This window comes from Streptomyces sp. NPDC020807 (assembly GCF_040641575.1).
Lineage (GTDB): Bacteria > Actinomycetota > Actinomycetes > Streptomycetales > Streptomycetaceae > Streptomyces.
In genome coordinates, this window is sequence record NZ_JBFADU010000009.1 from 1 (window position 1) to 25,878 (window position 25,878).

Here is a 25,878-nt window from a genome sequence, read left to right on the forward strand (position 1 = left end):
GTCGTCACCGTCGCCCGCCCCGCGCCCCCGCCTCCCCTCCCGCGCCCCCCGGCGCGTCCCCCTCGGGCCGTCAGCCGCGCGAGCGGGCGCGGTTGCGGGTGAGCGCGAGCGCGCCGCCGCCCGCGACGAGGAGGGCGAGCGCGCCCCCGGCGACGTAGGGGGTGGCGGAGCTGCCACCGGTCTCGGCGAGGTGCTCGGTCGGGGTGGTGCCGCCGTTGTTGGTCTTCACGCCGCCGTCGCCACTGGGCCGCGCGGAGGGCGAGGGCTGCTCGGAAGGCCGCTCGGAGGGCTTCTCGGTCGGCTGCTCCGTGGGCTCCGCGGTGGGCTTCTGGGTGGGCTTCTCGGTCGGCGCCGGCCCCTCGGGCGTCTCGCAGGTGGCCTCGGCGAGCGTCACGGTGCCGTCCACGGCCGCGACCCCCAGCTTCAGCGGGTCGACCTTCACGGCGAGTTCGAGCGCGGTCGCCGCGGCGGTGCGGGAGGTCGTGGACGTACGGGAGAGGTCGAGGGTGACCGTGCCGACCTCCGGTACGGCGATCTCGGTGCGGCCGGCCGTGGTCAGGGTCGTCTTCTTGCCGAGGACGGTCACGTGGCCCAGGACGTTGGACTCGGCGACCGGCGCCTTCCCCACCTCGCACAGCGCCTTGGAGGTGACCTTCTCGACCTCGATCAGGGAGAGCAGCGGCAGGCCGGGGACGTGGACCTTCGCCTTGACGAGGTTGACGAGCCCCTCGGACTTCTTCTCGTCGACGGTGGCCGTGGAGGTGGCGACATCGGCGGCGAGGATGTCGATCGGCTCGCCGCCCTCGGCCCCCTGCACCTTCACGGAGAGCGCGGTCGCGTCCTCCGACTGCGGCGCGCTGACCTCGTTCAAGGAGGTGCGCAGCGGCACCTTCACCGCTTCCCCGAGGAGCTTGACGTCCAGGCCCGCCCGCAGGACGACGGCGGTGGCGCGCCCCTCGCCCTCGCCGCCCGTGGCGTGCGCCGCCGGGGCCAGGAGGAGGACGGGCCCCGCGGCCAGGGCGGCGACCGTCGCGGCCGCGGCCGTGCGACGTACGGGCGTGCGGAAGGTGTTGCTGTTCACGATGGTGGAACCCCCACAAGAGAACATGGCGCCGCCGGGCCGCTCACCACGGGGACAGTGGGTCCGCGCGGCCTCGGCGACTTGAGACACCGGAATCTTTACGCACGGAGAGTGAACCGACAGTCGCCTGACGTGAGTTCACTCCAAAGGGGGGTTTCCGTGCTCATTTTCGAATCTTCTCGACACAACCGTTCCCGCACGCCCCGCGTCTTTCGTACGAGCGAACACGCGCGGGCGCGTGCCGGAGGAGTGACAACGACAGGCCACGGCGCCGGGTAACGGATCGTCAACCCGGCGCCCGCCCGGACGGGCTCAGGCGGCCCGCCAGTAGCCGAGCGCGTGGACGCGCTCCTTGGGGACGGCGAGCTCCTTGCGGACGTACGCGGCGAGGGCGCGGGTGGTCACCGTGTCGCAGGCGATCCAGACGTACGCGCCGGGGACCAGGAGCGCGGGCAGTTCGGCCTTCACGCGGGCGACCAGCTCGCCGCCCGCGCGCGGCACCGGGCGCCGCTCGTGGCGCGCCGGGTCGAGGCGGAAGGGGAGCGCGTCGTCGGAGGCGTGCTGGGTCTCGAACCAGACGGTGGCGGGGGTCTCGGGGTGCGCGTCGAGCAGGGAGTTGACGGCGGGCAGCGAGGCCGCGTCGCCGACGACGAGCAGCCGGGCGGGGAGCGGGTCGAGGGGCTCGAAGCCGGTGCCCTGGAGGGTGGCGTCGACGGTGTCGCCGGGGGCGCAGTCGCGGGCCCAGCGGCTGGCGACGCCGTCGTGCAGGGCGAACTCGAGGCTGAAGGTGCCGGCGGCCGGATCGGGGTCGACCAGGGTGTAGGCGCGCTGGTGCGGCTTGCCCTGGTCGTCGAACCAGAGCCGCACCCACATCGTGGGGTGGACCCCGGCGGCGGCGAGCAGGCCGCCGTCCGTGCAGTGGACCCTGCGGTAGTCCTCGGTGACCTGCTCGGCGCCCGTCACGGTGAACGTGAAGTCCTTGCCGCGCATCAGCCTGAGGACCGCCCCCTGCCAGCCATGCCCCACCGTGTTCTCCTCCCCCGCACTCCTGTAAGTTACTTAGGTCAGCCTAACCTAAGGCTGCACGGAAGAACACGGACGGGATCGGGGTCTCCGTTGAGCATCGAGGTCTACCGGGACGCCTGGGGCGTCCCTCATCTGCGCGCCGCGGACCCCGCGGAACTCGCCTTCGCCCAGGGCCGCGTCACCGCGCGCGACCGCGCCTGGCAGCTGGAGGTCGAGCGGCACCGGGCGCAGGGCACCACGGCCGCCTTCCTCGGCGCCGCCGAGCTCGGCTGGGACACCTTCGTCCGGCGCGCCCGGCTCGCCGACACCGCCCGCCGCTGCCTCGCGCGCCTGGAGGAGACCGACGCCCCGGCGGCCGCGTGGCTCCGGGCGTACGTGGACGGGGTCAACGACGGCCTCGCCGGCGGGGCCTCGCGCGCACCCGAGTTCGCCGCCACCGGGCTCGCGCCCGGGCGGTGGGAGCCGTGGACCCCGCTCGCCGTCTGGCTCTCGACCCACATCCTCTTCGCCGGCTTCCCCACCAAGCTCTGGCGGGAGGAGGTCGCCCGCCGTCTCGGCGAGGAGTGGACCGAGCTCTTCGCGACCGACGGGCCCGGCACGGCCGGCTCCAACGGCTGGGTGGTCTCCGGCGAGCGCACCGCGAGCGGCGCGGCCCTGGTCGCGGGCGACCCGCACCGGTTCATCGAGGCGCCCGGCGTCTACCAGCAGATCCGGCTCTCCTGCCCGGAGTTCGACGTCGTCGGCCTCGCCGTCCCCGGCGTCCCCGGGCTCGCCCACTTCGGCCACACCGGGTCGGTGGCCTGGGCCATCACCAACGCCATGGCCGACTACCAGGACCTGTACCGCGAGCGGCTGCGGCGGCTCCCGGACGGCGGCGTGGAGGCGTACGGCCCCGGGGGCTGGGCCCCGGCCGCCGCGCACACCGAGAAGATCGAGGTCGCGGGCGCCGAGCCGGTCGTGATCGAGGTCGTCGAGACGGAGCGCGGCCCGGTGGTCATCGGGGTGGACGACGAGCCGGCCGACGGGGCCGCCGCGGAGTCCCCCGAGGGCACCGAGTGGACCGCCGTCGCCCTCCGGTACCCGCCGCGCGTCACCGGCGAGCTCGGGTTCGGCACGCTCCCCGCGCTGCTGCGCGCCCGGACCGTCGGCGACGTGGACGCCGCCCTCGACGGCTGGGTCGAGCCGGTGAACGTCGTCCAGGCCGCCGACACCGAGGGCGGGCTCCTCCACCGGGTCGCCGGCCACGTCCCCGTACGCCACCGGACCAACTCCCTCCGGCTCGTGCCCGCCTGGGAGCCGGCGCACGCGTGGGCGCCCGGGGCGGCGCCGCTCCCCCGCGCCGAGGTCGACGGCCACGCCGTCATGGCCAACGCCCGGGGTCTCGCCGCCCCCCTCGGCGTCGAGTTCGCGCCGCCGCACCGGGCCGCCCGGATCGGCGCGCTCCTCGACGCCTCGGCGGAGTGGACGCCGGACACCACCGCCGCCGTGCACGGCGACACCGACAACCCCTCGGCCGCCCCGCTCCTCGCGGCGGTCGGGCGGCACGCGGACGGGCTGTCGCCCGCCGCCTCCGCGGTCCGCGCGCGGCTGCTCGCCTGGGACCGGCGGATGGCCGCCGACAGCACCGACGCCGGGCTGTACGCGGCCGTGCGCGGCGCCGTCGTGCGGCGGCTCGCCGCGCACGAGGCCTTCGTGCCGCTGCGCGAACCCGCCCCGTACCCGGAGCTGTTCCGCCCCTGGCTGGCCCTCGGCCCGCGCGTCGCCTTCGCCCTGGAGACCCTCCTGACGGCCGGGCCCGTACCGGCCGGGGACGTCGAGCGGATCGTCCGCGAGGCCCTGGAGGAGGTCGGTGCGGGCGACCCGCCGGCCGCCTGGGGCACGACCCACCGGCTCGCGCCCTGGCAGGCGCTGCCCGACGCCGACGACGACCAGTGGCCGGGGCTCGCCGGCGACCACGACTGCGTCCTGTCGACGTCGAGCGTGCCCGGCTGGACCGACCGCAGCGCCCGCGCCTCGGCCGCCCGGTACGTCTGGGACCTCGCCGACCGCGAACGCAGCCGCTGGATCGTGCCGTTCGGGGCCTCCGGCGTGCCCGGCGACCCGCACCACCGCGATCAGCTCCCCCTGTGGCTGCGGGGCGAGCTCGCCCCCGTCACCACCGACTGGCAGTACCTCACCAAGGAGCAGGGATGACCACCGCCCCCACGCCCACCACGCCGTACGTCCACGCCGTCGAGGGGTTCGGGACCGTCACGGTCCGGCCCGTCGACCCCGACCGCGACGCCGTGCTCCTGCACGGCTGGGTCAACGAGGAGCGGGGCCGCTTCTGGGGCATGAACGGCACCACCGTCGAGCAGGTCCGCGAGATCTACGCCCACCTGGACTCGCTCACCACGCACCACGGCTTCCTGGTGGAGCTCGACGGCGAGCCCGCCGCGCTCTTCCAGACGTACGAGCCCGGGGCCGACCGGGTCAGCGAGTGCTACGAGGTCGAGGACGGCGACATCGGCGTGCACCTCTTCGTGGCGCCCGGCGCCGCCCCGCGCCCCGGCTTCACCGCCGGTCTCCTGACCGCGCTCATCGCCTTCAGCCTGCGCGAGCACACCCGGATCGTGGTCGAGCCGGACGCCGCCAACGAGAAGGCCATCGCCCGCATGGAGCGGGCCGGTTTCGAGCTGGGCCCCGAGGTCGTCCTCCCCGAGGTCGACCTGCCGGAGGTCTTCATCCCGGAGAAGAAGGCCAGGCTGGCGTTCTTCCGCCGGGCCTGACCGGAGGAAGAGGTACGCGAACGGCCCGCCGGTCCCCGCCGGCGGGCCGTTCCGCGCCCGGACCTAGTACTTCTGGCAGTAGAACGAGTTCGGGTCGAACCACCACTCGCAGTCGCTCGTCGCGGCCTCGCTCGTGCCGGCGAACGCCATGGACATGAGCACGGTCGTGGCCAGAACGGCGAAGGTCTTCCGCACGGTGGACATGAGTACCCCCTCTGGGTGTGAGCGGATGAGAGACGCGCGGCGCTCAGGCTAGAGCCGGACTCTCCGTGGCCGTCAGCGGCGAAACGGCCAAGCGGGTTCCGGCCAAGATCACGCCACGATCCGCCCGTTCACGACCACCCGCAGGGGCGCGGCGAGCGCCCTGACGTCGGCGCGCGGGTCCTCCGCGTAGACGACGAGGTCGGCCGGGGCGCCCTCCTCGAGGCCGGGTCGGCCGAGCCAGGAGCGCGCGGTCCAGGTGGTGGCGGCGAGGGCGTCGAGCGCCGGGATGCCGGCCTTCGTCAGCTCCTCGACCTCCTCGGCGACCAGGCCGTGGGCGAGGGAGCCGCCCGCGTCCGTGCCGACGAAGACGGGCACGCCCGCGTCGAAGGCCGAGCGGACGGTGTCGTACCGCCGCTCGTGCAGCCGCCGCATGTGGGCCGACCAGCGCGGGAACTTGGCCTCGCCGCCGTCGGCGAGGTGCGGGAAGGTCGCGATGTTCACCAGCGTGGGGACGATGGCGACCCCGCGCTCCGCGAAGAGCGGGATGGTGTCCTCGGTGAGGCCGGTCGCGTGCTCGACGCAGTCGATCCCCGCCTCGACGAGGTCGCGGAGCGAGTCCTCGGCGAAGCAGTGCGCGGTGACGCGGGCGCCGAGCCGGTGCGCCTCGGCGATGGCCGCCTCGACCTCGGGCCGGGGCCAGCAGGCGGTGAGGTCGCCGGCCTCGCGGTCGATCCAGTCGCCGACGAGCTTGACCCAGCCGTCGCCGCGCCGGGCCTCGCGGCCGACGTACGCGACGAGGTCGGCGGGCTCGATCTCGTGGGCGTAGTTGCGGATGTAGCGGCGGGTGCGGGCGATGTGCCGTCCGGCGCGGATGACCTTCGGGAGGTCCTCGCGGTCGTCGATCCAGCGGGTGTCGGAGGGCGAGCCCGCGTCCCGGATGAGCAGGGTGCCGGCGTCCCGGTCGGTGAGGGCCTGCTTCTCGCTGGTGACCTCGTCGACCGGGCCGTGCCGGTCGAGGCCGACGTGGCAGTGGGCGTCGACGAGGCCGGGCAGCGCCCAGCCCTCGACGGTGACGGCCTCGGCGAGGGTCGCCGCGGGGGGCCGTTCGAAGGTGATCCGTCCGTCGACGCACCACAGTTCGTCGCGTACGTCCTCCGGGCCGACGAGCACCCGCCCCTTCACCTGCAGCACCGCGTGATCGCTCATGGCTGCACTGTACGAGGGCGGGTGCCCGGGGCCAATCGGCTACTCGTCGATCGCGGAGCCGTAGCGGGCGTCGAGGTACGGGCCGCCGAACGACGCCGGGTTGAAGGTCCACGAGCCGGTGGCGGTGAGCCCTCCCGTGCGGGCCGGGAAGACCCAGACGCAGCCGTCGCCGGTGTCCTCGCCGGGCGCGGCGGTGAGGAGTCCGAAGCGGCCGTCGCCGTTCGGGTCGACCAGGCGGACCTGGGCGCCGAAGCGGTCGCCGCTCTCGACGACGCCGGGGACGGAGGCGGTGTTCTGCGTCCAGGAGGCGGCTCCGGTCGCGGTCAGGCCGCGGGAGGAGCCGCGCAGGACGGTGACCATGCCGGCGTCGGCGACCGTGCCGTTGTCCTCGCCGGGGGCGCCGACGGCGAGGTCCGCGTACCCGTCCTTGTTCGTGTCGCCGAGGGAGAGGTCGCCGCCCCAGCCGTCGCCGCGCTCGTTGGCGCCCGGGACGCCAGGGGAGTCCTGGGTCCACCACCGGGGCGGGGTGCCGACGCCGGTGGCTCCGGCGAGGCCGCCCCGGCCGCCGTGGTAGACGCCGACGAGGCCGCCGGTCATGGTGTCGCCGCCGTCGTCGGGGCTGTGCGGCTCGCCGGTGACGAGGTCGTCGTAGCCGTCGCCGTTGACGTCCCCGGAGGCGACGACCGGGCCGCCGCGCAGATCGCGCCGGTAGTCGAGGCCGGCGGCGCCGCCCGCGAGGTACCAGGACCAGCCGTGGCCGGGCTCGGCGCCGGTCGTGACGCCGCCGATCACGAGGTCCGCGTAGCCGTTCCGGTCGTAGTCGCCGGTGGTGGCGGACCTGGCCACGAGGTCGCGGTAGGCCGTCGGCGCCTGGGCGGTCCGCGCTCCGGCCCGGGCGAGCGCGGCGGGGTCGAGTGCCCGGGCGCCGTGGGCGCGGGCGCCGGCCGTGGCCCGGGCACCGGCCGCGAGGTCGGCGGGGCCGAAGACGTGCTTCTCCACGGCCCGCCGGTCGAGGACGACCAGCTGGTCGCCCGGGGTCTCGGCGGTGAACCGGGCCGCGGCGAGCGCGGAGCCGAAGCGGGCCCCGGCGACCGGGCCGAGGAGGCTGTCGAGCCAGCGGCTGTCGGTGCCGACGAGGCCGTGCGGGGAGCCCCACAGGACGATCACGCCGCCGACGTCGGCGCGGGTGCCGATGTCCTCGCCGGGGGCGCCGATCACGGCGTCGTCGTAGCCGTCGCCGTCGAGGTCGCCGGTGGCGACGGCGGCGCCGAAGGAGTCGCCCGCCTCGGCGCCGCCGGGCACGCCGTACGTGTTCTGGCTGACGACCGTGGCCGCGCGGGTGTCGATGCCGTTCGGCGAGCCGTACTGGACGGTGACGAGGCCGGCGCCGCGCTTGCCGCCGACGGTCGCGCCGGGGGCGCCGACGAGGACGTCGTCGAAGCCGTCGCCGTCGAAGTCCTGGTTGCGGTCGTCGGCGCGGGTGCTGCCGGGCACGCCGGCCCAGGCGGCGGGGGCGGTCGCGATGCCCGCGCCGGTGAGGAGGAGGAGCGTCGCCGCGGCGAGGGCGGCGGAACGGTGCTTGCGCATGGAGCGGCTCCCGATTCGGAGGGTTCCGGGCGGCTGCGGGGGTGTGCCGGACGGGGCCCGTGCCCGGTCCGTCGTCCAGTTGGACACGCGGTGCCCGAAGAAGGTTGCACCGAGGGGAAGATCCCTTTTGCCCCAGTGGTGTACGGGTGGCCCGGGGGCCCGCCGCGTACCGCTCGGTACCCTGAGCGTGGGCCCGTTCCGCCGTACCGGGCCCTCACCGACCCGCACCTCCCTCCACCGACCCGTACCGACCTGTACCGAACGCGAAGAAGGCACCGCCGTGACCGTGACACACCCGCTCCTGGACCTGGCCCCGCTGACCGCCGCGCACTTCGCGTCGATCGAGCGCCGGGTGGCCGCGCTGCTCTCCACCGAGCAGGACGTGGTGATCACCCAGGGCGAGGCGCTGCTGCCGCTGGAGGGGTGCATCCGCAGCGGGGCGCGGGCCGGTTCGACCGCGCTGAACGTCGTCACCGGTCCGTACGGCCAGACCTTCGGCAACTGGCTGCGCGACTGCGGCGCGACCGTCGTCGACCTGGAGGTGCCCTTCCACACGGCGGTGACGGCGGAGCAGGTCGAGCGGGCGCTCGCCGAGCACCCCGAGATCGACTTCGTGTCGCTCGTGCACGCGGAGGCGGCGACCGGCAACACCAACCCGGTCGCGGAGATCGGCGAGGTCGTCCGGGCGCACGGCGCGCTGTTCTACCTGGACGCGGTGGCGTCGATCGGCGCGGAGCCGGTGCTGCCGGACGCCTGGGGCGTCGACATGTGCATCATCGGCGCGCAGAAGGCGATGGGCGGTCCGGCCGGCGTGTCGGCGGTGTCGGTGAGCGCGCGGGCGTGGGAGCGGTTCGCCGCCAACCCGGCCGCGCCGCGCCGCTCGTACCTCTCCCTCCTCGACTGGAAGGAGCGCTGGATCGACGGCGGCCGCAAGGCGCTGCTGCACGCTCCGGCGCAGCTGGAGATGCTCGCCCTGGAGGCGTGCGTGGAGCGGATCGAGGCGGAGGGCCTGGACGCGCTGATGGCCCGGCACGCGAGGGCCGCGGCGGCGACCCGCGCGGGCGCGCTGGCCCTGGGCGGCGGCCTGGAACCGTACGTGTACGAGGCGAAGGACGCGGCCCCGGTAGCGACGACGCTGCGCTCCCCGGAGGGCGTGGACGCCTCCGAGCTGGTCGCGAAGGCCCTCTCCGCGGACCCGTCGCTGCCGCTGATCGCGGGCGGCGGGGCCCTCGCCAAGGAGATGATCCGGGTCAACCACTACGGCGTGGACGCGACCCCGGGTGCCGTGCAGTCCTCGCTCGCCGCCCTGGGCGCGGCGCTCGGCGAGACCGGGCGTCCGGTGGACCTGGAGGGCGCGCGCCGCGCGGCGGCGGAGGCCTGGGCGTAACACCGCGTACGGGGAGGGGGCGGGGTCCGGTCGACGGGGCCCCGCCCCTTCGGCCGTGCGGGAGGGGGTCAGCCCGCCAGGACGTCCAGGGCCCGGTCGACGTCCGCCGCCGTGTTGTAGAGGTGGAACGAGACCCGCAGGTTGCCCGCGCGGGAGGAGATCAGCACGCCGGCGGCGCCGAGCGCGTCGGCGCGGTCGCCGAGGCCGGGGATGCCGACGACCGTCGAGTCGTCCGCGACCGGGGTGTGGCCGAGGGAGACGAGCCCGGCCCGGAAGCGGGCCGCGAGGCCCTTGTTGTGGGCCTCGATCGTCTCGATGCCGACCTCTTCGAGGAGGGCGAGCGAGGCGGCGGCCCCGTGGTACGAGAGGAAGGCCGGGGGCTCGTCGAAGCGGCGGGCGGAGCGGGCGGGCTCGCGGACGGGGCCGTAGCTGTTGGCGTACCGCTCCTCGCCCGTCACCCAGTTGGCGTGGATGGCGAGCAGTTCCCGCTGCGCCTCCTCGGTGACGGTGAGGAAGGACGCGCCGCGCGGGCAGAGCAGGTACTTGTAGGCGCCGGCGACGGTGAAGTCCCAGTCCCCCGCGTACAGCGGCAGCCAGCCGGCGGACTGGGTGGCGTCGAGGAGCGTCCGGGCGCCGTGGGCGGCCGCGGCGGCCCGTACGGCGGCGAGGTCGGCGGTGCGGCCGTCCGAGGACTGCACGGCGGAGAAGCCGACGAGGGCGGTCTCGGGGCGGACGGACTCGGCGAGCCGTTCCAGGGGCGCGAAGCGGACCTTGAGGTCGCCGCGGACGGTGAAGGGGGTGATGAGGGAGGAGAAGTCGCCCTCGGGGAAGAGGATCTCGGCGCCCGGCGGCATCGACTGGGCGATCATCCCGGTGTGCACGCCGACGGAGCTGCCGAGGGCGACGCGCTCGTGCGGGACGTGCGCGAGCCGCGCGTAGGCGGCCCTGGCCTCTTCGACGACGTCGAAGTCGCCCGCGCCGTCGGGCCGGCCGTCGGCGGTCTGCCCGGCGAGGAGCGTGACGGCCTCGACGGTCCGGCGGGGCATCAGGCCGCAGACGGAGGTGTTCAGGTACGTCTTCGTGGGCGCGAACTCGGCTCCGCCGAGCGGCTGGTGCAGGGATTCCATGTCCCCACCCTGGATTCCCCGCGCACGCCCGTCAATCGCGAATGGTGCGTGGGGAAACCCAAGGTCCGCTTATTTTTGCAGGTCAGGTCGGGTGTCCGGTCAGGCGCCGGGGACCTCGCAGGTGCCGTCGGGGCCGCAGACCTCCGCCTCCGCGCCGCCGACCGGCTGGAGGGCGCGGCCCTGCCAGGCCTGTTCGAGGGCCTGGGTGAAGACCTCGGCGGGCTGGCCGCCGGAGATGCCGTAGCGACGGTCGAGGACGAAGAACGGGACGCCGTTGGCGCCGAGTTCGGCGGCCTCGCGCTCGTCCTCGCGCACGGCGTCGGCGTAGGCGGTGGAGTCGGCGAGGACGGAGCGGACCTCGGCCTCGTCGAGACCGGCCTCGACGCCGAGGGTCACCAGGGTCTCGTCGTCGAAGACGGAGCGCTCCTCGGCGAAGTTGGCGCGGTAGGCCAGGTCGAGCAGCTCGTTCTGGCGGCCGCGCTCCTTGGCGAGGTGGAGCAGGCGGTGGATGTCGAAGGTGTTGCCGTGGTCGCGGCCGTCGGCGAGGTAGCCGAGGCCCTCGGAGTGGGCGTTGGAGGCGACGTGCGCCTCCATGGCGCGGGCCTCGTCGAGAGTGCGGCCGTACTTCGCGGCCAGCATCTCCAGGACGGGGCCGGTGTCGCCCTTGGCGCGGTTCGGGTCGAGCTCGAAGGAGCGGTGCACGACCTCGACATCGTCGCGGTGGGCGAAGGCCGCGAGGCCCTTCTCGAAGCGGGCCTTGCCGATGTAGCACCAGGGGCAGGCGTGGACGAACGGAGCCATACCACGCTTGACCTGCGGAAACGTGCTCGCTGGAATCTCTCCGTCCTTACAAGGGGGAGGCAGGCACTTCCCGCTCTCTACAGAGGGTGGGGAACTTGCTGGCCTCCCCATGAGGAGGGACTCGTCACTCCCTACAGGGCATTGGGAATTCCTTGACCCTTACAACACCGTGAGAGCACCCACGGAGACATCCGGGAACTCCTGGTCCCCGCAAGGGAACACACCCCCCGGAACACTCTCGGGGAGGCGGGAACCCTTCGGCCCCTACAGCGGGGGTCGGATGGGGGGGTACTTTCCGTCCCCACTACGGGTAGAGCCGCACGACCCCGCAGTCTCAGGAGGTGGTCACCTTCGGCGAACGGATGACCATGGAACGCGAAGACCGTCCCACGCTGCGCGCGCTCGGGTTCGAAGACGACGAGCTTCGAGAGTTGGGGTTGTGGGAGCCCGCCACGGGCGAACCGATCGACCTCGTGGAAATGTATTTGCGGCGGAGCAAGAAGAAAGACACCCTCGCCGCTCTCCGGCAGCAAGTCCGAGAAATGTGCCACCACACTCGGAGCGAAAACAAGCAAGTTCGGCATTTGTGGTTTGAGCAGCGGAGCGCCAGCAAGGCAAGCGTCCGACGAGAAGAGTTCGAGAAGGCGACGGCAGCCGTAATAGCAGGACTCTCGAAAACGCTGACCGTCTACAAGACAAGTCGACTCTCGCGACGCGGAATGGGACAGGTCGGCCTACTGCTTGACGAGTTCGACACCAAAAAGGCCCGCATCTATGTCGTGGCTGAGCGAATTGACTCGTCCAAGTCTCGAATGATCCTGGCTATCCTTTCGGAGCAAGCGCGCGAGCAAGCAGCAGACATTTCCCACTTCGCGAAGCTGAGCGTGCTCGCGAACAAGATGGAAGGGAAATGGAACGGAGGGGTAGCCCCGTATGGCCTCCACTCCCCCAAGGGATCAGGGAAACTATTCCACCTGCCGAAGGAGTACCCGACCGCCCGCCGAATCGCGGTCTATCTACTCAACCGCAAGACTCCCGCATGGATCGCAGACAAACTGAACACCGAAGGCCGTAAGACGCGCCACGGGCGCAAGTGGACGGACTCAGGGATTATCAGCCTCGCACACTCTGTGGCGTGGGCCGGTTTGGTTCCCCAGCGGGAAAAAATGAAAGACGAGCACGGCAACGAGCTGGACAAGTACCACCGGGGCGGGACCCCGCTGCTGGACAAGAACGGTCACCCCATCTCATGCGGACAAGGAGTCATCACGTTCGCCGAACACGTCAAGATCAATCAGATTCTCTCGGAACGCGCGCAGCCCGGAACCTCGATAGGTGACCGGTCACGCGGGAAGCGAGAAATCGTTGCCGTCCTGACAGACATTCTCCGGTGCGGCCACTGCAAGGGACCGATGGAGAACGGCGGAGTGAATTACCGATGCCAAGCTCGCCAACGAGAAGGAGCGTCCTCCTGTAAGGGAATGTCAACGGACCGAGCACGGATCGACAATGCAGTTTCCGGGTTGTGGGAGACACACATACTCAGCCTCTCGCCGGAGTCCGACGTAATCCACGCGATCGCACGCAAGTGGCTGGACTACAAGGACCCCGCCAAGGAGAAGCGAAAGCAGGAGGTAACGGCAGCACTGGAGAGTGCGGCATCACGGGAACTCAGGCTCCAGAAAGAGTACTTCGTGGGCGGGGGAATGGACGAATCCCGATATGAAGCGCTTCGCGGAGAGCTCTCAGTGCAGATTTCTTCGATGAAATCAGAACTGAAGGAACTGGCAAAGGATGCCGACCTGAGCACCCTCATGGAGCCAAGAGCATTGACGCAGCTTTGGGAGAATGCAGGACCCAGCGGCCAGCGCGCGCTACTACGGGCCGCCATGAAGAAGATTGTCCTTAGCCCGCCAAAGGGGCGAGGCGACCGCACACCGATCGACAAACGACTCTCCATCGAATGGATTGACACCGCGACGAACGAAAAGCCGCTAGACGCGGCTTACGATCACGTCGAAAAGACCAGGGCTACGCGCAAGGCTGCCTAGCCCGGTCAACCAACAGAGCCCCGGAGGACGCACGTAGCCCCCGGGGCTCTCTGCTGCTCAACTTCTGTCTCTCTACCACCTGTGAGGACGAATGAACGACCTCTCCCGAGGCTTGCCCTGCGAGCGACCCGCTTGCCCTAACACCGTCTTGCACGAGGGGCGTGGTCGCCCGCGCCGGTTCTGCTCGGATGGCTGCCGTGGATGGCACGCGCGCAACGTCAAGCGTCAGCGAAGGGAGGCGAAGGAGTGACGAGTTACTTATTTTTTTGACGCGTAACAAAAAACAGAAAGATCTAAGAAATCTAAGGAAGAAGCAGAGACCGTGACTCGTCTTCGCGATTCGTCCCGAGCCCAAGGAGGCGCCCACTCGTGGGGCACTACTCCCATCACGACCACCTAGACCGCTGTGAACGCTGCGGCGAGTACCTGAGTGGACGCCAAGAGCGCTACTGCTCCCCCGCCTGCCGACAGGCGGCGCACCGCGCAAGGAAGCCCCGAGAGCGTCCGCCTATGAAGCCGTGCCCGCTGTGCGGCGAACTCTTCGAGGTGTGGCACCCGCGCAAGCGGTTCTGCGACTACAACGACGAAGCGGGCTATGACTGCATCAACGCACAGGAAGACCTTCTAGAAGCCGCTCAGTTCGCGCTAGAGGACCGCAAGGCCGCTCGCTGCGCCCACTGCGGCGAGAGCGCCGGATGGACCGGCAGAGGCCGCCCTAGACGGTTCTGCTCGGCCAAGTGCAAACAGGCCGACTACCGCAAGCGCAAGATTCGGCAAACCGCGTAGCGGAACCAGTCCCCCTGAGCAAGTCACGGGGGCTTTTTCATGCCCGAAACCAAAAGGAAGGAACGTCCCTCCGACTCGGCTCGGTGAGCCGGCGGGGTGGCAACTCACCTCATGACGAACATTGAGACTCTGGCCGCGAAGGTGACCAGGCTGCGTGCTGCGGCCGAGAAGAGCACGTCCCCGCTCGCCGCTGCGGAAGCCGAGTTGGCCGCAGCGCAGGAAGCAGAGAACGCACGCCAGGAAGCGCGCGGCAAGGCGTATGACGCCCGCGTGTACGACGAACGGCACCAGGCCGCCGAGGACGCCCGCAAGAGCGCTGACGAGCCGCGAGAGCGCTTCGCACGTCTCATCTCCGAACAGCCGTGGTTCCAGGCTTGGGCGGAGATGCGAGCCGCTCGCTACCGCGCGTGGGACATCTCAATTGAAGCGCAGAACGCTGCGGTGAACGCAGGCGAGGACTACAACGCCGTTCCCAACGTTGCCATCGGCGAGGCCGACTTGATCGGCGACCTTACGAGCCTGGCGGACGACCGGGCGCGCGAGATTGCCACAGCGGAAGCACAGGAACGCCGTACCGCACGGGACGCGTTCATTGCCGGGACGGACTGACCCAATGCCCAGAAAGCCCCGTACCCCCTGCCCGATACCCGGATGTCCAGAGCTAACGGCGGGGGGCCGCTGTGCCGAGCACAGGCGACAGGCAGAGAAGGAACGCGCGTCGCGTGGTGGCGCTGTCTATACAACGCAATGGCAGCGCATCCGGCGTGCCTACCTGTACGCCAATCCGTGGTGCGTGCTGTGCAGTCGAGCGGCGAATGTAGCCGACCATTTCCCGCTGTCTCGCCGCGAGTTGATCGCGAGGGGAGATCCGAACCCGGATGCAGCAAGGCACCTTCGTCCACTGTGCGTGGCGTGCCACAACCGCGAGACCGCGCGGAACCAGCCGGGCGGGTTTGCTGCTGAGGCTCGTTCGCGGCGTGAATCGACCGAGCGCCCGCCGTACTGACCAGGGGGGTACCCCCAATCTCTCCGCCAACTGAGCGGCAGGGAGGCAAAAAACTCTGATGGCTCATTGGAACATTTGCGCGGGGATGCCCGCCCCCTACTCTCACCCATTCCTTAAGCAGAGGAGTTCACACGCATGTCCTTGACTCTCACTGAATCCGCAAAGTTCTCGATTACGCAGCTTGAGCGTGCCGTAATCGAGACGTTCGCGCAGGAGTCCAGCGTTCTTGACCGCATCCCCTTCCTGTCGATCGATGGGAACGCATATGCCTACAACGAAGAATCCGCCCTTCCCGGTGTGGAGTTCCGTTCCGTGGGCGGCGCGTACAGCGAATCGACGGGCGTTGTGAATCAGCTCTTCGAAACGCTGGTTATCCTCGGCGGAGACGCGGACGTAGACACATTCATTGCCCGCACCCGGAACATTGCAGACGTGCGGGCACAGCAGACGCGAGCAAAGGTTAAGGCCGCTGCCCGCACGTTCAATGACACATTCTTCAACGGTGACGTGGCCAAGGACCCGAAGTCCTTCGACGGTCTGCGGAAGCGGCTCGCCGGCTCACAGGTACTGCCTGCCAACATGCCGGTTGTTGGAAACGGCACAACCGACACCTATGCATTCTTCGACAAGCTGGAAGCGCTGGTGGACTCCGTGCCCGGCCTGGACGGCAGCAACGGGGCCATCTACACGAATTCACTCGTCATCGGGAAGATTCGTGCGGCCGCTCGAAGGGTCGGTGGCGTCGAGCAGATCCGGGAAGATCTGACTCGTAAGGAGGTCACGCGCTGGAACGGCATTCCCATTCTGGACGCCGGACAGGACCGTACCGGCGCTGACATCCTCGCCCCCACCGTGAACGGGTCGGAAATCTACGCTGTCCGATTCGGAAATAATGAGGAAGACCGGGCGGTGACCGGACTCACTAACGGCGGAGTCCAGGCCGACGACCTTGGCGAGATGAAGTCAAAGCCCGCTTACCGAACCCGCGTTGAGTTCTACTGCGGGGTGGGCGTGTTCGGTGGCAAGGCTGCCGCACGTATGACCGGAGTACAGAACGGCTGATACGCCGATGCAGGAAAGCCCCGCACTCGCCATCCAAGCTGGAAGGCGGGTGCGGGGTTTTCGACTTTACTGCGGAAGCAGTCTTTCCGGGGTCACCAGACGGGCCCGCTCGAATAGATCACGAGCCGCGTGGTTCTTCAAGAAAGGACGAATTCTGCTGTGCATGGTTCGAATGCGGTCGTCCGCCCGTCCAGATTGAAGGCTGGGGTAATCATCCAGCGCAAGGTTCCACGTCTGGCAAGCAGCTTCAAGATGACCCAATTCGAACTGCCTTTCGGCGAGAGTGCAGCGATGTCGGACCCTGGCACGCCTATAGACACTCTGCCGAATCCGATCCGACTGTTCCATGGCTTCGATCGATCCCGCGATATCGCCTAGCTCGTAGCGGACTTGGCTCGTGTGGTACAAGAGCGACGACGGGTCATACGAGCCGAAAGCCTTTGACTGCGACTCCGCCTTTTCCATGGCAACTTCGGCTTCACGCAAATAGCGCTGCGCTTGGACACGATTCCCTGTCTGCGCTGCCGCATGGGCTTGCTGCCCCGCAAGAAAGGCTCGCATTCGCGGTCCCGCTTGTGGCGAGGCAGCCGCCGCAGCGTCGGCGAGACGCATTGCTTGCTCGCCGTGCCCCAAATCGACTGCTTGAACGCTCATGCCTCGAAGGGTCGTGCAGAACGTCAAGTGATCCTCGGATGCTCCGGCGAGTTCAAGGGCTTTCAGGTAGTACTTCTGCGCAAGCCCATGCAGTCCCTCATCCACTGCCATGTAGCCCGTCAGATAACAAAGATCCGAAACCGCACCCATCATCGCTTTGCGAACGGATTCCGGGCCTTCCATCCTCAGATATGGGGCCGCCGTGTTCACCAGAAATGCGGCAGCCATGGGCCGGGCGGTGCGCCCTCCGAACTGGTCGTCTAGCTCAGAGATTCGCTCAGTCATCGCGGAAACGGTCTGAACATCGGCCATCCCTATGCGCTGCACGTCGCCTCTCTGAACGACTTCCATCCTGCCGACCACGTCCGGCCAGTTGGGAATGGTCAGCGCAACGGAGAAGAGGCCGACGCCGAGGATGCTTCGGCGGGACGGGTCCATGTCTTGCCTCCCCAGATCTAACAGCCCCTCCACCGTACTGGGGTGGGAGAGCTGCTGATCTGTGGGAGTCGTGCGAAACCCGGCCTCGCTGTGGGTTACCGGGCGCCGCAGCTTGCGGGCGAGGGCTTCCAGGATCAACGGCCGCACGTCCTCTTTCGGCCTGTGGCCCTTGAGCCACTGGTGCACCGATGGCTCTCGGTATCGCAGGGGCGTGCCGCGCTCCGTCCCCAAGCGGTTGATCTCCTGTGCGAACTGGCGCAGCGTCCACCCAGTTTCCCGGTACAGCCGCTCAAGCCCTGCGTTCGGTTCCGGGTTGCCCACCAGTCCTCAACTCCCCGCGCTGTGAAGCCGCTTAAAGCTCTTAAGTCCTGCCCCTGTTGCAACGGTACCGCCGGGCGTAGTGGCGCGGTTGCCTAGTGCGAGCAGAGATCACCGCATGGGACGACGCCACAGCGAAGGACCCCGGACATGGATCACAAGCCCGCCCGCGAGACCGAAGACCTAAACGAGTTGGCCGCCCTGATACAGGCGGGCGGGTTCTGGCGACTCGCGCCGGAGTGGGTACCCCGGAGCGGCTACGCGGAGCCCACGCGGCCCGTACTGCTTCGCGTGCGTGACGGACTGGAGCGGAAGGGGCCCCGTGAGCACTCCTGAGAGCGCACGTGAGCACCCTCGCGTGTGGGAGCTGGGGGAAGTCGTCCACGACACGAGAACGGGCCGCGTGGGGCGCGTGATGGGCCACGTCGGCCCGCGCTACCAGCTTCGCCCGCTGAATGGGGGTAGGGAATGGGAAGCCGACCCGGAAGAAATGTCCCCGGCGCGGCAGTCGGACGCGCTTACGGACCGCGTGGCCGAAGCGAATCGGCTCAGCCGGGAGTACGGACCCCGGGCGTGGTGAACCACAAGGCCGAGCCGTACGGGAACACCGGTCTTTTCGTCGGGCTCAAAGTCTACGAGTCCTCTCACGAGATGGTCGGCGTCGTCGCCGGATTCAACCCGGGGGGCGTCGTTCGCCTTGTCCGGCCCACGGGTTTCGAATGGGTTGCCCCCTGGACCCGCGTGCGGCCCGCAAACGAGCGGGAACGGCGTCAGCTTGACGCCCTCGCAAGGCTCCACCGGACGCGCTGTGCGGGGCTCGCCGCATAGGCCGGCTCACGGCGCGAACCTCTGAACTCCGCTCTCCTCCCGTGATCTCACAACGAAGGCTCCCCCGTCTTCCGTCCGGGAGGAGAGCGGGCACCATTCCCGTCCGTCGAGAGACCGCAAGAGCGGGCGGGTTTCAAGTGCAGTACTCCACACCCAACAGGAGGAAACAGCCATGACGGCTATCGCCAATGACCTTCGCACCGGCCGTGCGCTGGTCGACCCGGAGCTGTTCGACAGCATCGCTGAGTTCACCGTGATCCACTTCGGCTACGACCAGGCGAAGGCGGAGCGCGCCACGGATCAGGCCCTCGCGTTCCTCGCCACGGTCGGCACGGCGACGGTGAAGATGGTCCCGTCCGACGACGTGGACGGCGCGCTTCACGCGTTCATCCTGCACACCGCCGACTACCGCGACTTCTGCAACAAGTACGCGGGCCGCTTCCTGGAGCACAACCCGCGCCCTGGCGGCGGGGGCCGGGTCCTTGAGGACGTCCAGGCGACGGCTCACGCGATCAAGGCCAACGGATTCGTGGTCATGGACGACCTGTGGACCGTGAACGGCGAGAACGCCGCGCAGTGCGACTCTGACTGCGGGCGCGACTACCGGGCCGTCTGATCGCAGGTACTCTCCGGCCGTGAAGTGAGCGGAGCCGACTCCCGGCGTACGGGGGTCGGCTCCGCTATTGGAGGTGAACGCATGAGTTCCGAAGGACCGTACGAACCGCCTGAGGGCGCGCTATTGCTCCTGAATCCTGGGAACAAGCGGCTCGTTCTCAACAGACGCGGGTCCACCGTCTGGGAGATCAAAACGGATCTTGGCCCGTACGCGGTGAAGGTGGGTTATCCCACCAAGACCCACGCGTGGACTGCGCTTGCGCCTGCTCGGGAGGCTGCAATTCTCCGGCAGCTCACCGAGGAACGCATCCTCAGTGGGGAATGGGATCGCGGCACGTGGAGTGCCCAACCTTGGCGGGCGGGCAACAGCCTTTACGAACTGTGGGAGCCGCACCGAACCGATTCGGACGCACCCGCACCAGATCTCGGCGAAGCACTGTCGTGTGCCGTCGCCCTCGCTGCCTTGCACGAAGGGGGTTGGGTCCACGGGGACGTTCAGCCCGCGCACTTCATCATGGGGCGTTCATCCGGGACCTTTCTCATTGATCTCGCCCTCGCTCAGGGTGGCAGGGTTCCGCGTGACTACGATTTCCCCTATCGGGGATGTCTCGTCCACTACGAGGCGCCGGAGATTTCGGCGAGCGTCCTGGAGACGGGTACGGCCACGCCGACGCGGGAGGCCGACGTGTACGCCCTGGGAGCGACGCTGTTCATCAGCGCGACAGGGAGGCGCCACGTCGCCTACCCAGACGATGCGCCCCGCGAAGTCCAGCGGCAAGCCATCGCGGTGGGCCCTCACAGGCCGGTGAATGTACCGGGGGTGCTGGGGCTGCTCATCCCCTGCATGCTCAGCCCCTCGCCCGCTGACCGGCCGACGAGCGCCGAAGTCTGCGAGACCTTGAGCGCCGCCCTGTAGGACCCTCTACGCCCCGTCCAAGCGGTAGCCACCGGGCCGCGTGGGCGGGGCTTTCGTGCGTTCGTCTCCGCAGGTCAACGCCCGCGCGGTAACCTGTGGTTCCGTTGGTTCACGCGCAGGCGATGTCGCTCCAGATCTCGACGCGCATGTGACTTCTCTCCGAGGGTTGCCGGTGGGGTGTTCCCCGGCGAAAACACGCCCGTGCGGCCGGTTCATTCCGGTTCGGAGGTCAGTGTGAGCCGGAGCACGAGGCGGTCGCCGGAGCGGGGCGCGCCGGGGGCGGGGACCCAGTCCTGGACCGCGCAGAAGGCGAGGGCGCACGCGTCCCCCGCGGGGACCTCGACGGTGGCGTGGGTGAACTGGTCGGCGCGCCAGACGTCGACGCAGCCCGTGTGGAGCTGCCGGCCCATGCCCTTGCGCCGGTGGGCGGGGCTCACGCGGAACCGGGTGAGGACGACGGCGTCGCCGTGTTCCTCGTAGGCGGCGGCGCCGACGATCTCGTCGCCCAGCCAGGCACAGAGCGCGCCCCCTCGCTCGACGGCCTCCGCCCAGTCGGCACGGGAGTCCCCGGCGTGGAGTGCGGTGACGGCGTCGAGGTCGGCGAGGGTCGCGATTCTGATCATGTCCTGATCATGCCCTGGTCATCACGGCCGGCACCCGTCATGACCGGGGCGTGCCGGGTCTCAGCGGCGCGGCAGGCCCAGCGGGTTCCCGTCGCGCAGCTCCGGCGGGAGCAGGTGCTGCGGGGTCGACTGGTACGTGAAGGGCCGCAGCCAGCGCTCGATGGCGGTGGCGCCGACCGAGGTGCTGGTGGAGGTGGCGGCCGGGTAGGGGCCGCCGTGGTGCTGGGCGGGTGCGACGGCGACGCCGGTGGGCCAGCCGTTGACGAGGACCCGTCCGGCGAGCGGGGTCAGCTCGGCGAGGAGCGGGGCCGCGTCCTCGTCGGCGTCCGCGGCGTCCCCGTCGGCGATGTGGAGCGTGGCGGTGAGGTTGCCGGGGAGCCGGGAGAGGACCTCGCTGATCTCCGCGCGGGAGCCGTAGCGGGCGACGACGGTGACGGGGCCGAAGCACTCCTCCAGGAGGAGGTGGTGGTCACCGGAGGCGATCCGGTCGGCGGCGACGGCGAGGACACCGGCGCTGACCGTGTGCGCGCCGCCCGCGCCGGGCGTGACGGGGCTGTGGACGCCGTCGAGCGCGGCGCGCTCGGCGACCCCGGCGACGAACGCGTCCCGCATGCGGTGGTCGAGCATGACGGCGGGTTCGGTCTCGCTGACCCCGGCGGTGAGCGCGGCGAGGAAGCGGTCGCCGTCCTCGCCCTCGGGTGCGAGGACGAAGCCGGGCTTGGTGCAGAACTGGCCCGCGCCGAGGGTCATGGACCCCGCGAGGCCGGCACCGATCTCCTCGGCCCGCTGGGCGACGGCGGCGGGGGTGAGCACCACCGGGTTGAGGGAGCCGAGCTCGCCGTGGAAGGGGATGGGGACGGGACGGGCGTTGGCGGCGTCGAAGAGCGCCCGCCCGCCGCGTACCGAGCCGGTGAAGCCGGCGGCCGCGACCAGCGGGTGGCGGATGAGCTCGACGCCCGCGTCGAAGCCGTGGACGAGGACGACGACGTCCTCGGGCAGGCCGGCCTTGACGGCGGCCCGGCGCAGCAGGGAGGCGCAGAGCTCGGAGGTCGCCGGGTGGTCCGGGTGGGCCTTGACGACGACGGGGCAGCCGGCCGCGAGGGCGCTCGCGGTGTCGCCGCCGGGGACGGAGAAGGCGAGCGGGAAGTTGCTGGCGGTGTAGACGGCGACGACGCCGAGCGGGATCTTCCAGCGGCGCATGTCGGACCGGGGCGGGGTGGCGGCCGGGTCGGGGAGGTCGATCCGGATGTCGAGGAAGGCGCCCTCGTCGACGACGTCGGCGAAGGCCCGCAACTGGGCCGTGGTGCGGGCGAGTTCGCCGGTGAGGCGGACGGGCCCGAGGGCGCTCTCGGCGTCGGCCGCCTCGATGACGTGCTCGCGGGCCTCGTCGAGGAGGTCGGCGGCGGTACGGAGGAAGGCGGCGCGGGCGGTCCGGTCGGCGAGGCTGCCGCGGACCGCGTGGGCGGCCCGTACGGCGAGGTCGACCTCGTCGGCCGTGGCCTCCACCGCGACCTGTTCGCGCGGCTTCCCCGTCCGCGGGTCCACACTCCACACTGGTTCTGCCGCCATCGCCGCACCCCTGTTCGCTATTCTGAACGCCGTTCCCGTAGGTGAACGATCTACGGGCGACTCTATGGACGACCGGACGGTCTCCACAAGGGCTGGGGGGACGCATGGCCACGACGAACGCCGACGCGGGCGGAGCGCAGGTCAAGTCCGCGGTGCGGACCGTGGAGTTGCTGGAGTACTTCGCCGGGAGCCCCGGGATGCACTCGCTCGCCGCCGTCCAGGAGGCCGTCGGCTACCCCAAGTCCAGCCTGTACATGCTGCTGCGCACCCTGGTCGAGCTCGGCTGGGTGGAGACGGACGCGACGGGCACGCGGTACGGGATCGGGGTGCGGGCGCTGCTGGTGGGGACCTCGTACATCGACGGCGACGAGGTCGTGGCGGCGGCGCGGCCGGCGCTCGACCGGCTCTCCGACGACACCGCCGAGACCGTCCACCTCGCGCGGCTCGACGGCACCAACGTGGTCTACCTGTCGACCCGTCAGTCCACTCACCACCTGCGGCCGTTCGCCCGGGTGGGACGGCGGCTGCCCGCGCACTCGACGGCCCTGGGCAAGGCGCTGCTCGCCACCCACTCCGACGAGCAGGTACGGGCCCTGCTCCCGGAGGCGCTGCCGGCGATGACCGAGCACACGGTCACGGACCGCGAGGAGCTCATCGGGGAGCTGCGCGCGATCCGCGAGCGGGGCTACGCGGTGGACCGCGAGGAGAACACCCTCGGGCTGCGCTGCTTCGCGGTCGCCCTGCCGTACCGGACGCCGGCGCGGGACGCGCTCAGCTGCTCGGTGCCGGTGGCGCGGCTCACCCCGGCCCACGAGCAGACCGTCAAGGAAGCGCTGTTCGACGCACGGGACCGGCTCTCGCTGGCGACGCGCCGCCTCTGAGCCCCGGGAGCGGGTCAGCCGCGCTCGGCCAGCGCCGCCTGCCAGACCGGGCTGTCCACGTAGTGGTTGTCGTACCGCTCCGAGGACGCCTTGATCTCCTCGAAGTCCGCCTCGCCGCGCATGACCCGGCCGAGCAGCCGCAGGTAGTCGAAGCGGGCCATGCCCGGGGTGAAGACGAAGAGGACGTCGGCCTCGGCGCCGGGCGCCGCCGCGAAGGCGTGCGGGGTGTGCGGCGGGACGAGGAGGAAGTCGCCCTGCCGCAGGACGGTCAGCTCCTCGCCGACGAGCACCTGGAGGGAGCCGCCGAGGACGAAGAACATCTCGGAGGCCTTGGTGTGGAAGTGCGCCGGGGCACCGACCGCGCCCTTCGCGAACGAGGACCGGTAGCTCGTGAGCTGCCCGCCGGTGGTGCCGGAGTCGGCGAGGAGGGTCATCACGCTGCTGGGGTCGGCGGTGGTCTCGGCGGTGGCGGCGCGGGTCAGGAGCGGGGCGAAGGTCGTGTTATCGTTCATGAACACCACCCTAGGGCGCCATTGACCCGGGCGACGGGGGCAATCAGTGGCCGCTTTCTCCGGTCAATCGTGTGCCCTGGTGGCGCCCCTCCGGGGCCCGGTGGCGTCCCTCCGGGGCCTGGTGGCGTCCCTCCGAGGCCTGGTGTAGTCCCTCCGGGGCGGGCCTCTCCCCCGCGCGGCGGAGGCGGTTCGCCGTCCGGCAGGACGTGGCGCACCCGGGCCGCACGGGAGCGTGGAGCCATGACACCGACCTCCTCCCTCCCCGCCGTCCGCCGGGCGCTGCGCGTCCTCGCGATCGGCGCCTGCCTCCCGTACATCGTGCTCAAGGCCGTCTGGATCGCGGGCGGCGAGCTCGGCATCCCGGCCGGGAGCCCGCTGCTCGACCACCCCGTGCTGATGGCCGTCGCCAACACGCTCACCCTGCTCGCCGACGCCGCCGTCATCGCCCTCGCCGTGCTCCTCACGCGGGAGCGGGGGCCGCGGATACCCGACCCGCTGCTCGTCCTGCCGACGTGGGCGGCGACCGGGCTCCTCGCCCCGATCGCCACCGGCTTCCCGGCGCAGCTCCTCGCCGGCCTCCTCACCGCCGACGCCCCGGCGGCCGACCCGAGCGATTCCTACCTCGACCCGTGGGTCTTCGGCGTCGTCTACGGCGGCTTCATCCTGCAGGGCCTCGCCCTCGGCGTCCTCTTCCTCCTCTACGCGCGGGACCGCTGGGGCCGGGTCTGGCGCGGGCGGCTCGGCGAGGTGTCCGCGCGGGTCCCGGGGCCCGGCGTGCGGGCGGCGGCCCTGGCCGGCACGGCGCTCGCGGCCGTCACGGCGGTGCTCCAGGCGGGCCGGCTCGCGGAGGCGGGCGATGTCGACCAGGCGATCGTGGAAGCCCTCCGCCTCGCCTTCCTCTTCGCCGCGGCCGTCTCCACCCTCCTCCTCGTCCGGCGGCGGCCCGCCCGGCTCGACGTGCGGCCCGTCCTCGCCGCGGCCTGGGTGTCCACCGGCGCGGTCGGCTGCTGGGGCGCGTACCTGACGCTCGTCTCGTTCCAGCCGGCGGGCGAGGCCGTCGACACGATCACGGCCCTCGCACGACTGTCCTACGCTGGGCAGATGATCACGGGGTTCCTGCTCGCCGCCTGCCTGGCCGTCTTCCTGCGGCGGCGGAGCGCCGAGGCGTGAGGCGGTGGACGGGCGCGCTCTTCGGGCAGCGGGCCAGACGGCGCTGGCTGCACCTGATCCTGGGCGGCGCCCTGTTCATGCCGTACTGGATGGTCGGCTCGCTGGTCGTGGGGGCGTTCCTCGACACCCCCGGCATGTTCTCGGGGGACCTCGCGGGGCAGTTCGGGGCGTACGCCGTCGGGCTGCCGCTCGCCGCCGTCACCGCCCTCTTCCCGCTGGCCCGGCCGATGTCGGTGGCGGCGGCGCGGGCGCTGTGCGGGGTGCCGGCGGACGGCTTCGCGGACGGGCCCGCCCGGGGGCGCGACGCCAGGGCCAGGACGGCCGGCTGGTTCACGCTGCACCTGGGCGCGGGGGCGCTGGTCAGCGGGGCGACGCTCGCGCTGCCGCCGTTCGCCCTCTCGGTCCTCGCGCTGCCGTTCTCGTCGGCGCTGCGGAGGTCGGAGCTCGGCCGGTTCTGGGGGCTCGACCGGCCCTGGTGGCTGTGGGCGGCGATCCCGGCGGCGCTCCTGATGCTGCTCGCGCTCGCGGCGGGCGCCGCCGCCGTCGGGGCGCTGCTCGCCCGGGAGGCGCCCCGGCTGCTCGGGCCGGGCCCGGCGGACCGGCTCGCGGCGGCCGAGCGGCGGGCGGCGGAGGCGGAGGCCCGGAACCGGCTCGCCCGCGAACTGCACGACTCGGTGGGACACGCGCTGAGCGCGGTCACCCTCCAGGCGGGCGCGGCGCGCCGGGTCCTGGCGGCGGGGGACGCGGCCGACCTGGAGTTCGTCCAGGAGGCGCTGACCGCCATCGAGGAGACGACCCGGCGGACGGTCGGGGAGCTCGACCGGGCGCTCGGCCTGCTGCGGCGGGGCGAGGAGACCGGCGAGGCGATGGGCGTGGGACCGGGGCTCGACAACCTGGACGCCCTGGCGCGGGGCGCGGGGCCGCGCGTCGCGCTGACCGTGACCGGCGCGCTGGACTCCGTACCGGAGACGGTGTCCCGCGAGGCGTACCGGATCGTCCAGGAAGGCCTGACGAACGCGGCCCGGCACGCGGGCGGCGCGCCCGTGACCGTACGACTGACCGCCCGTACCGAGGAGTTGGAGATCGTCATGGAGAACCCCCTGCCCGAGCGGCCCCCGGTCGCGCGACCGGACGGCGGGCGCGGCCTGCTCGGGGTCGCCGAGCGGGCCCGGCTGCTCGGCGGCACCGCCGAGGCGGGCCCGGCGGACGGCGTGTGGCGGCTCGCGGCGAGGATCCCCCGGTGAGCGCGGCGCCCCCGGCGA

Annotated in this window: 23 protein-coding genes; 12 read left to right on the plus strand and 11 right to left on the minus strand. The window is 71.2% G+C overall.

The annotated features are described in order from the left end of the window. Window positions 1-70: 70 nt before the first annotated feature. Window positions 71-1,081 (minus strand): SCO1860 family LAETG-anchored protein, encoded by a 1,011-nt coding sequence (locus tag AB0G79_RS16175; RefSeq protein ID WP_360806656.1) that lies wholly within the window; start codon window positions 1,079-1,081, stop codon window positions 71-73. A gap of 312 nt (window positions 1,082-1,393) precedes the next feature. Then, on the minus strand, window positions 1,394-2,107 hold the full coding sequence (locus AB0G79_RS16180) for a siderophore-interacting protein (RefSeq protein WP_360806659.1): 714 nt from the start codon (window positions 2,105-2,107) through the stop codon (window positions 1,394-1,396). 90 nt (window positions 2,108-2,197) lie between these two features. Between AB0G79_RS16180 and AB0G79_RS16185 the strand changes: the two genes are divergently transcribed. Both AB0G79_RS16185 and AB0G79_RS16190 read left to right on the plus strand, forming a co-directional pair. Next, complete coding sequence (locus AB0G79_RS16185) at window positions 2,198-4,300, plus strand: penicillin acylase family protein (protein ID WP_360806662.1); 2,103 nt, start codon at window positions 2,198-2,200, stop codon at window positions 4,298-4,300. Continuing rightward, on the plus strand, window positions 4,297-4,875 hold the full coding sequence (locus AB0G79_RS16190) for a GNAT family N-acetyltransferase (RefSeq protein WP_360806665.1): 579 nt from the start codon (window positions 4,297-4,299) through the stop codon (window positions 4,873-4,875). Before AB0G79_RS16185 ends, AB0G79_RS16190 begins: the two co-directional genes overlap by 4 nt. A gap of 63 nt (window positions 4,876-4,938) precedes the next feature. Here the strand turns inward: AB0G79_RS16190 and AB0G79_RS16195 are convergent, their stop codons facing one another. From AB0G79_RS16195 to AB0G79_RS16205, 3 genes are all read right to left on the minus strand, one after another. Next, on the minus strand, window positions 4,939-5,079 hold the full coding sequence (locus AB0G79_RS16195) for a hypothetical protein (RefSeq protein ID WP_360806668.1): 141 nt from the start codon (window positions 5,077-5,079) through the stop codon (window positions 4,939-4,941). Between the two features lie 108 nt (window positions 5,080-5,187). Then, complete coding sequence (locus AB0G79_RS16200) at window positions 5,188-6,285, minus strand: amidohydrolase family protein (protein WP_360806671.1); 1,098 nt, start codon at window positions 6,283-6,285, stop codon at window positions 5,188-5,190. A gap of 39 nt (window positions 6,286-6,324) precedes the next feature. Beyond that, window positions 6,325-7,872, minus strand: a complete 1,548-nt coding sequence (locus tag AB0G79_RS16205) for an FG-GAP repeat protein (protein ID WP_360806674.1) — start codon at window positions 7,870-7,872, stop codon at window positions 6,325-6,327. Between the two features lie 286 nt (window positions 7,873-8,158). Between AB0G79_RS16205 and AB0G79_RS16210 the strand changes: the two genes are divergently transcribed. Then, entirely contained in the window at window positions 8,159-9,259 is a 1,101-nt protein-coding gene (locus AB0G79_RS16210) for an aminotransferase class V-fold PLP-dependent enzyme (RefSeq protein WP_360807061.1), read from the plus strand. A 68-nt stretch (window positions 9,260-9,327) separates the two neighbouring features. On the opposite strand, the gene AB0G79_RS16215 is transcribed toward AB0G79_RS16210, so the two are convergent. Beyond that, window positions 9,328-10,386, minus strand: a complete 1,059-nt coding sequence (locus tag AB0G79_RS16215) for an aminotransferase class V-fold PLP-dependent enzyme (protein ID WP_360806677.1) — start codon at window positions 10,384-10,386, stop codon at window positions 9,328-9,330. Window positions 10,387-10,485: 99 nt separating this feature from the next. Then, window positions 10,486-11,187 (minus strand): DsbA family oxidoreductase, encoded by a 702-nt coding sequence (locus tag AB0G79_RS16220; protein ID WP_360806680.1) that lies wholly within the window; start codon window positions 11,185-11,187, stop codon window positions 10,486-10,488. A 341-nt stretch (window positions 11,188-11,528) separates the two neighbouring features. On the opposite strand from AB0G79_RS16220, the gene AB0G79_RS16225 reads away from it, so the two are divergent. The 4 genes from AB0G79_RS16225 to AB0G79_RS16240 all read left to right on the plus strand — a co-directional run bounded on the left by AB0G79_RS16225 (window position 11,529) and on the right by AB0G79_RS16240 (window position 16,092). Beyond that, window positions 11,529-13,238: a recombinase family protein gene (locus tag AB0G79_RS16225; protein WP_360806683.1), complete on the plus strand. Its 1,710-nt coding sequence runs from the start codon at window positions 11,529-11,531 to the stop codon at window positions 13,236-13,238. 510 nt (window positions 13,239-13,748) lie between these two features. Continuing rightward, on the plus strand, window positions 13,749-14,024 hold the full coding sequence (locus AB0G79_RS16230; RefSeq protein ID WP_360806686.1) for a hypothetical protein: 276 nt from the start codon (window positions 13,749-13,751) through the stop codon (window positions 14,022-14,024). A gap of 111 nt (window positions 14,025-14,135) precedes the next feature. After that, window positions 14,136-14,633, plus strand: a complete 498-nt coding sequence (locus tag AB0G79_RS16235) for a hypothetical protein (RefSeq protein ID WP_360806689.1) — start codon at window positions 14,136-14,138, stop codon at window positions 14,631-14,633. Between the two features lie 532 nt (window positions 14,634-15,165). Continuing rightward, on the plus strand, window positions 15,166-16,092 hold the full coding sequence (locus tag AB0G79_RS16240) for a major capsid protein (RefSeq protein WP_360806692.1): 927 nt from the start codon (window positions 15,166-15,168) through the stop codon (window positions 16,090-16,092). Window positions 16,093-16,158: 66 nt separating this feature from the next. Here the strand turns inward: AB0G79_RS16240 and AB0G79_RS16245 are convergent, their stop codons facing one another. Further along, a complete protein-coding gene (locus AB0G79_RS16245) occupies window positions 16,159-17,505 on the minus strand; it encodes a tetratricopeptide repeat protein (RefSeq protein WP_360806695.1) in 1,347 nt (448 codons plus the stop codon). 997 nt (window positions 17,506-18,502) lie between these two features. Between AB0G79_RS16245 and AB0G79_RS16250 the strand changes: the two genes are divergently transcribed. After that, window positions 18,503-18,946 (plus strand): hypothetical protein, encoded by a 444-nt coding sequence (locus AB0G79_RS16250; RefSeq protein ID WP_360806698.1) that lies wholly within the window; start codon window positions 18,503-18,505, stop codon window positions 18,944-18,946. Between the two features lie 81 nt (window positions 18,947-19,027). Next, window positions 19,028-19,861, plus strand: a complete 834-nt coding sequence (locus AB0G79_RS16255; protein ID WP_360806701.1) for a protein kinase — start codon at window positions 19,028-19,030, stop codon at window positions 19,859-19,861. Window positions 19,862-20,073: 212 nt separating this feature from the next. Here the strand turns inward: AB0G79_RS16255 and AB0G79_RS16260 are convergent, their stop codons facing one another. Together AB0G79_RS16260 and AB0G79_RS16265 are read right to left on the minus strand one after the other, a co-directional pair. After that, window positions 20,074-20,484, minus strand: coding sequence for a GNAT family N-acetyltransferase (locus tag AB0G79_RS16260; RefSeq protein WP_360806704.1), 411 nt, complete (start codon window positions 20,482-20,484; stop codon window positions 20,074-20,076). Window positions 20,485-20,544: 60 nt separating this feature from the next. Then, window positions 20,545-22,053: an aldehyde dehydrogenase (NADP(+)) gene (locus tag AB0G79_RS16265; RefSeq protein WP_360806707.1), complete on the minus strand. Its 1,509-nt coding sequence runs from the start codon at window positions 22,051-22,053 to the stop codon at window positions 20,545-20,547. Between the two features lie 104 nt (window positions 22,054-22,157). On the opposite strand from AB0G79_RS16265, the gene AB0G79_RS16270 reads away from it, so the two are divergent. Further along, complete coding sequence (locus tag AB0G79_RS16270) at window positions 22,158-22,934, plus strand: IclR family transcriptional regulator (RefSeq protein ID WP_360806710.1); 777 nt, start codon at window positions 22,158-22,160, stop codon at window positions 22,932-22,934. A 14-nt stretch (window positions 22,935-22,948) separates the two neighbouring features. Here AB0G79_RS16270 and AB0G79_RS16275 read toward each other — a convergent pair whose 3' ends face one another. Next, entirely contained in the window at window positions 22,949-23,446 is a 498-nt protein-coding gene (locus AB0G79_RS16275) for a cupin domain-containing protein (protein WP_360806713.1), read from the minus strand. 240 nt (window positions 23,447-23,686) lie between these two features. On the opposite strand from AB0G79_RS16275, the gene AB0G79_RS16280 reads away from it, so the two are divergent. Then, window positions 23,687-24,616, plus strand: a complete 930-nt coding sequence (locus AB0G79_RS16280; protein ID WP_360806716.1) for a hypothetical protein — start codon at window positions 23,687-23,689, stop codon at window positions 24,614-24,616. Then, window positions 24,613-25,860 (plus strand): histidine kinase, encoded by a 1,248-nt coding sequence (locus AB0G79_RS16285; protein WP_360806719.1) that lies wholly within the window; start codon window positions 24,613-24,615, stop codon window positions 25,858-25,860. Before AB0G79_RS16280 ends, AB0G79_RS16285 begins: the two co-directional genes overlap by 4 nt. Window positions 25,861-25,878: the final 18 nt, after the last annotated feature.

Excerpts from the sequence above, each read along its gene's own strand:
- AB0G79_RS16250 (WP_360806698.1), top strand. The coding sequence starts at position 18,503 with ATGACGGCTATCGCCAATGACCTTCGCACCGGCCGTGCGCTGGTCGAC.
- AB0G79_RS16280 (WP_360806716.1), top strand. The coding sequence starts at position 23,687 with ATGACACCGACCTCCTCCCTCCCCGCCGTCCGCCGGGCGCTGCGCGTC.
- AB0G79_RS16200 (WP_360806671.1), bottom strand. The coding sequence starts at position 6,285 with ATGAGCGATCACGCGGTGCTGCAGGTGAAGGGGCGGGTGCTCGTCGGC.
- AB0G79_RS16240 (WP_360806692.1), top strand. The coding sequence starts at position 15,166 with ATGTCCTTGACTCTCACTGAATCCGCAAAGTTCTCGATTACGCAGCTT.
- AB0G79_RS16255 (WP_360806701.1), top strand. The coding sequence starts at position 19,028 with ATGAGTTCCGAAGGACCGTACGAACCGCCTGAGGGCGCGCTATTGCTC.
- AB0G79_RS16190 (WP_360806665.1), top strand. The coding sequence starts at position 4,297 with ATGACCACCGCCCCCACGCCCACCACGCCGTACGTCCACGCCGTCGAG.
- AB0G79_RS16260 (WP_360806704.1), bottom strand. The coding sequence starts at position 20,484 with ATGATCAGAATCGCGACCCTCGCCGACCTCGACGCCGTCACCGCACTC.
- AB0G79_RS16270 (WP_360806710.1), top strand. The coding sequence starts at position 22,158 with ATGGCCACGACGAACGCCGACGCGGGCGGAGCGCAGGTCAAGTCCGCG.
- AB0G79_RS16195 (WP_360806668.1), bottom strand. The coding sequence starts at position 5,079 with ATGTCCACCGTGCGGAAGACCTTCGCCGTTCTGGCCACGACCGTGCTC.
- AB0G79_RS16215 (WP_360806677.1), bottom strand. The coding sequence starts at position 10,386 with ATGGAATCCCTGCACCAGCCGCTCGGCGGAGCCGAGTTCGCGCCCACG.
- AB0G79_RS16235 (WP_360806689.1), top strand. The coding sequence starts at position 14,136 with ATGACGAACATTGAGACTCTGGCCGCGAAGGTGACCAGGCTGCGTGCT.
- AB0G79_RS16220 (WP_360806680.1), bottom strand. The coding sequence starts at position 11,187 with ATGGCTCCGTTCGTCCACGCCTGCCCCTGGTGCTACATCGGCAAGGCC.
- AB0G79_RS16205 (WP_360806674.1), bottom strand. The coding sequence starts at position 7,872 with ATGCGCAAGCACCGTTCCGCCGCCCTCGCCGCGGCGACGCTCCTCCTC.
- AB0G79_RS16275 (WP_360806713.1), bottom strand. The coding sequence starts at position 23,446 with ATGAACGATAACACGACCTTCGCCCCGCTCCTGACCCGCGCCGCCACC.
- AB0G79_RS16230 (WP_360806686.1), top strand. The coding sequence starts at position 13,749 with ATGAAGCCGTGCCCGCTGTGCGGCGAACTCTTCGAGGTGTGGCACCCG.
- AB0G79_RS16265 (WP_360806707.1), bottom strand. The coding sequence starts at position 22,053 with ATGGCGGCAGAACCAGTGTGGAGTGTGGACCCGCGGACGGGGAAGCCG.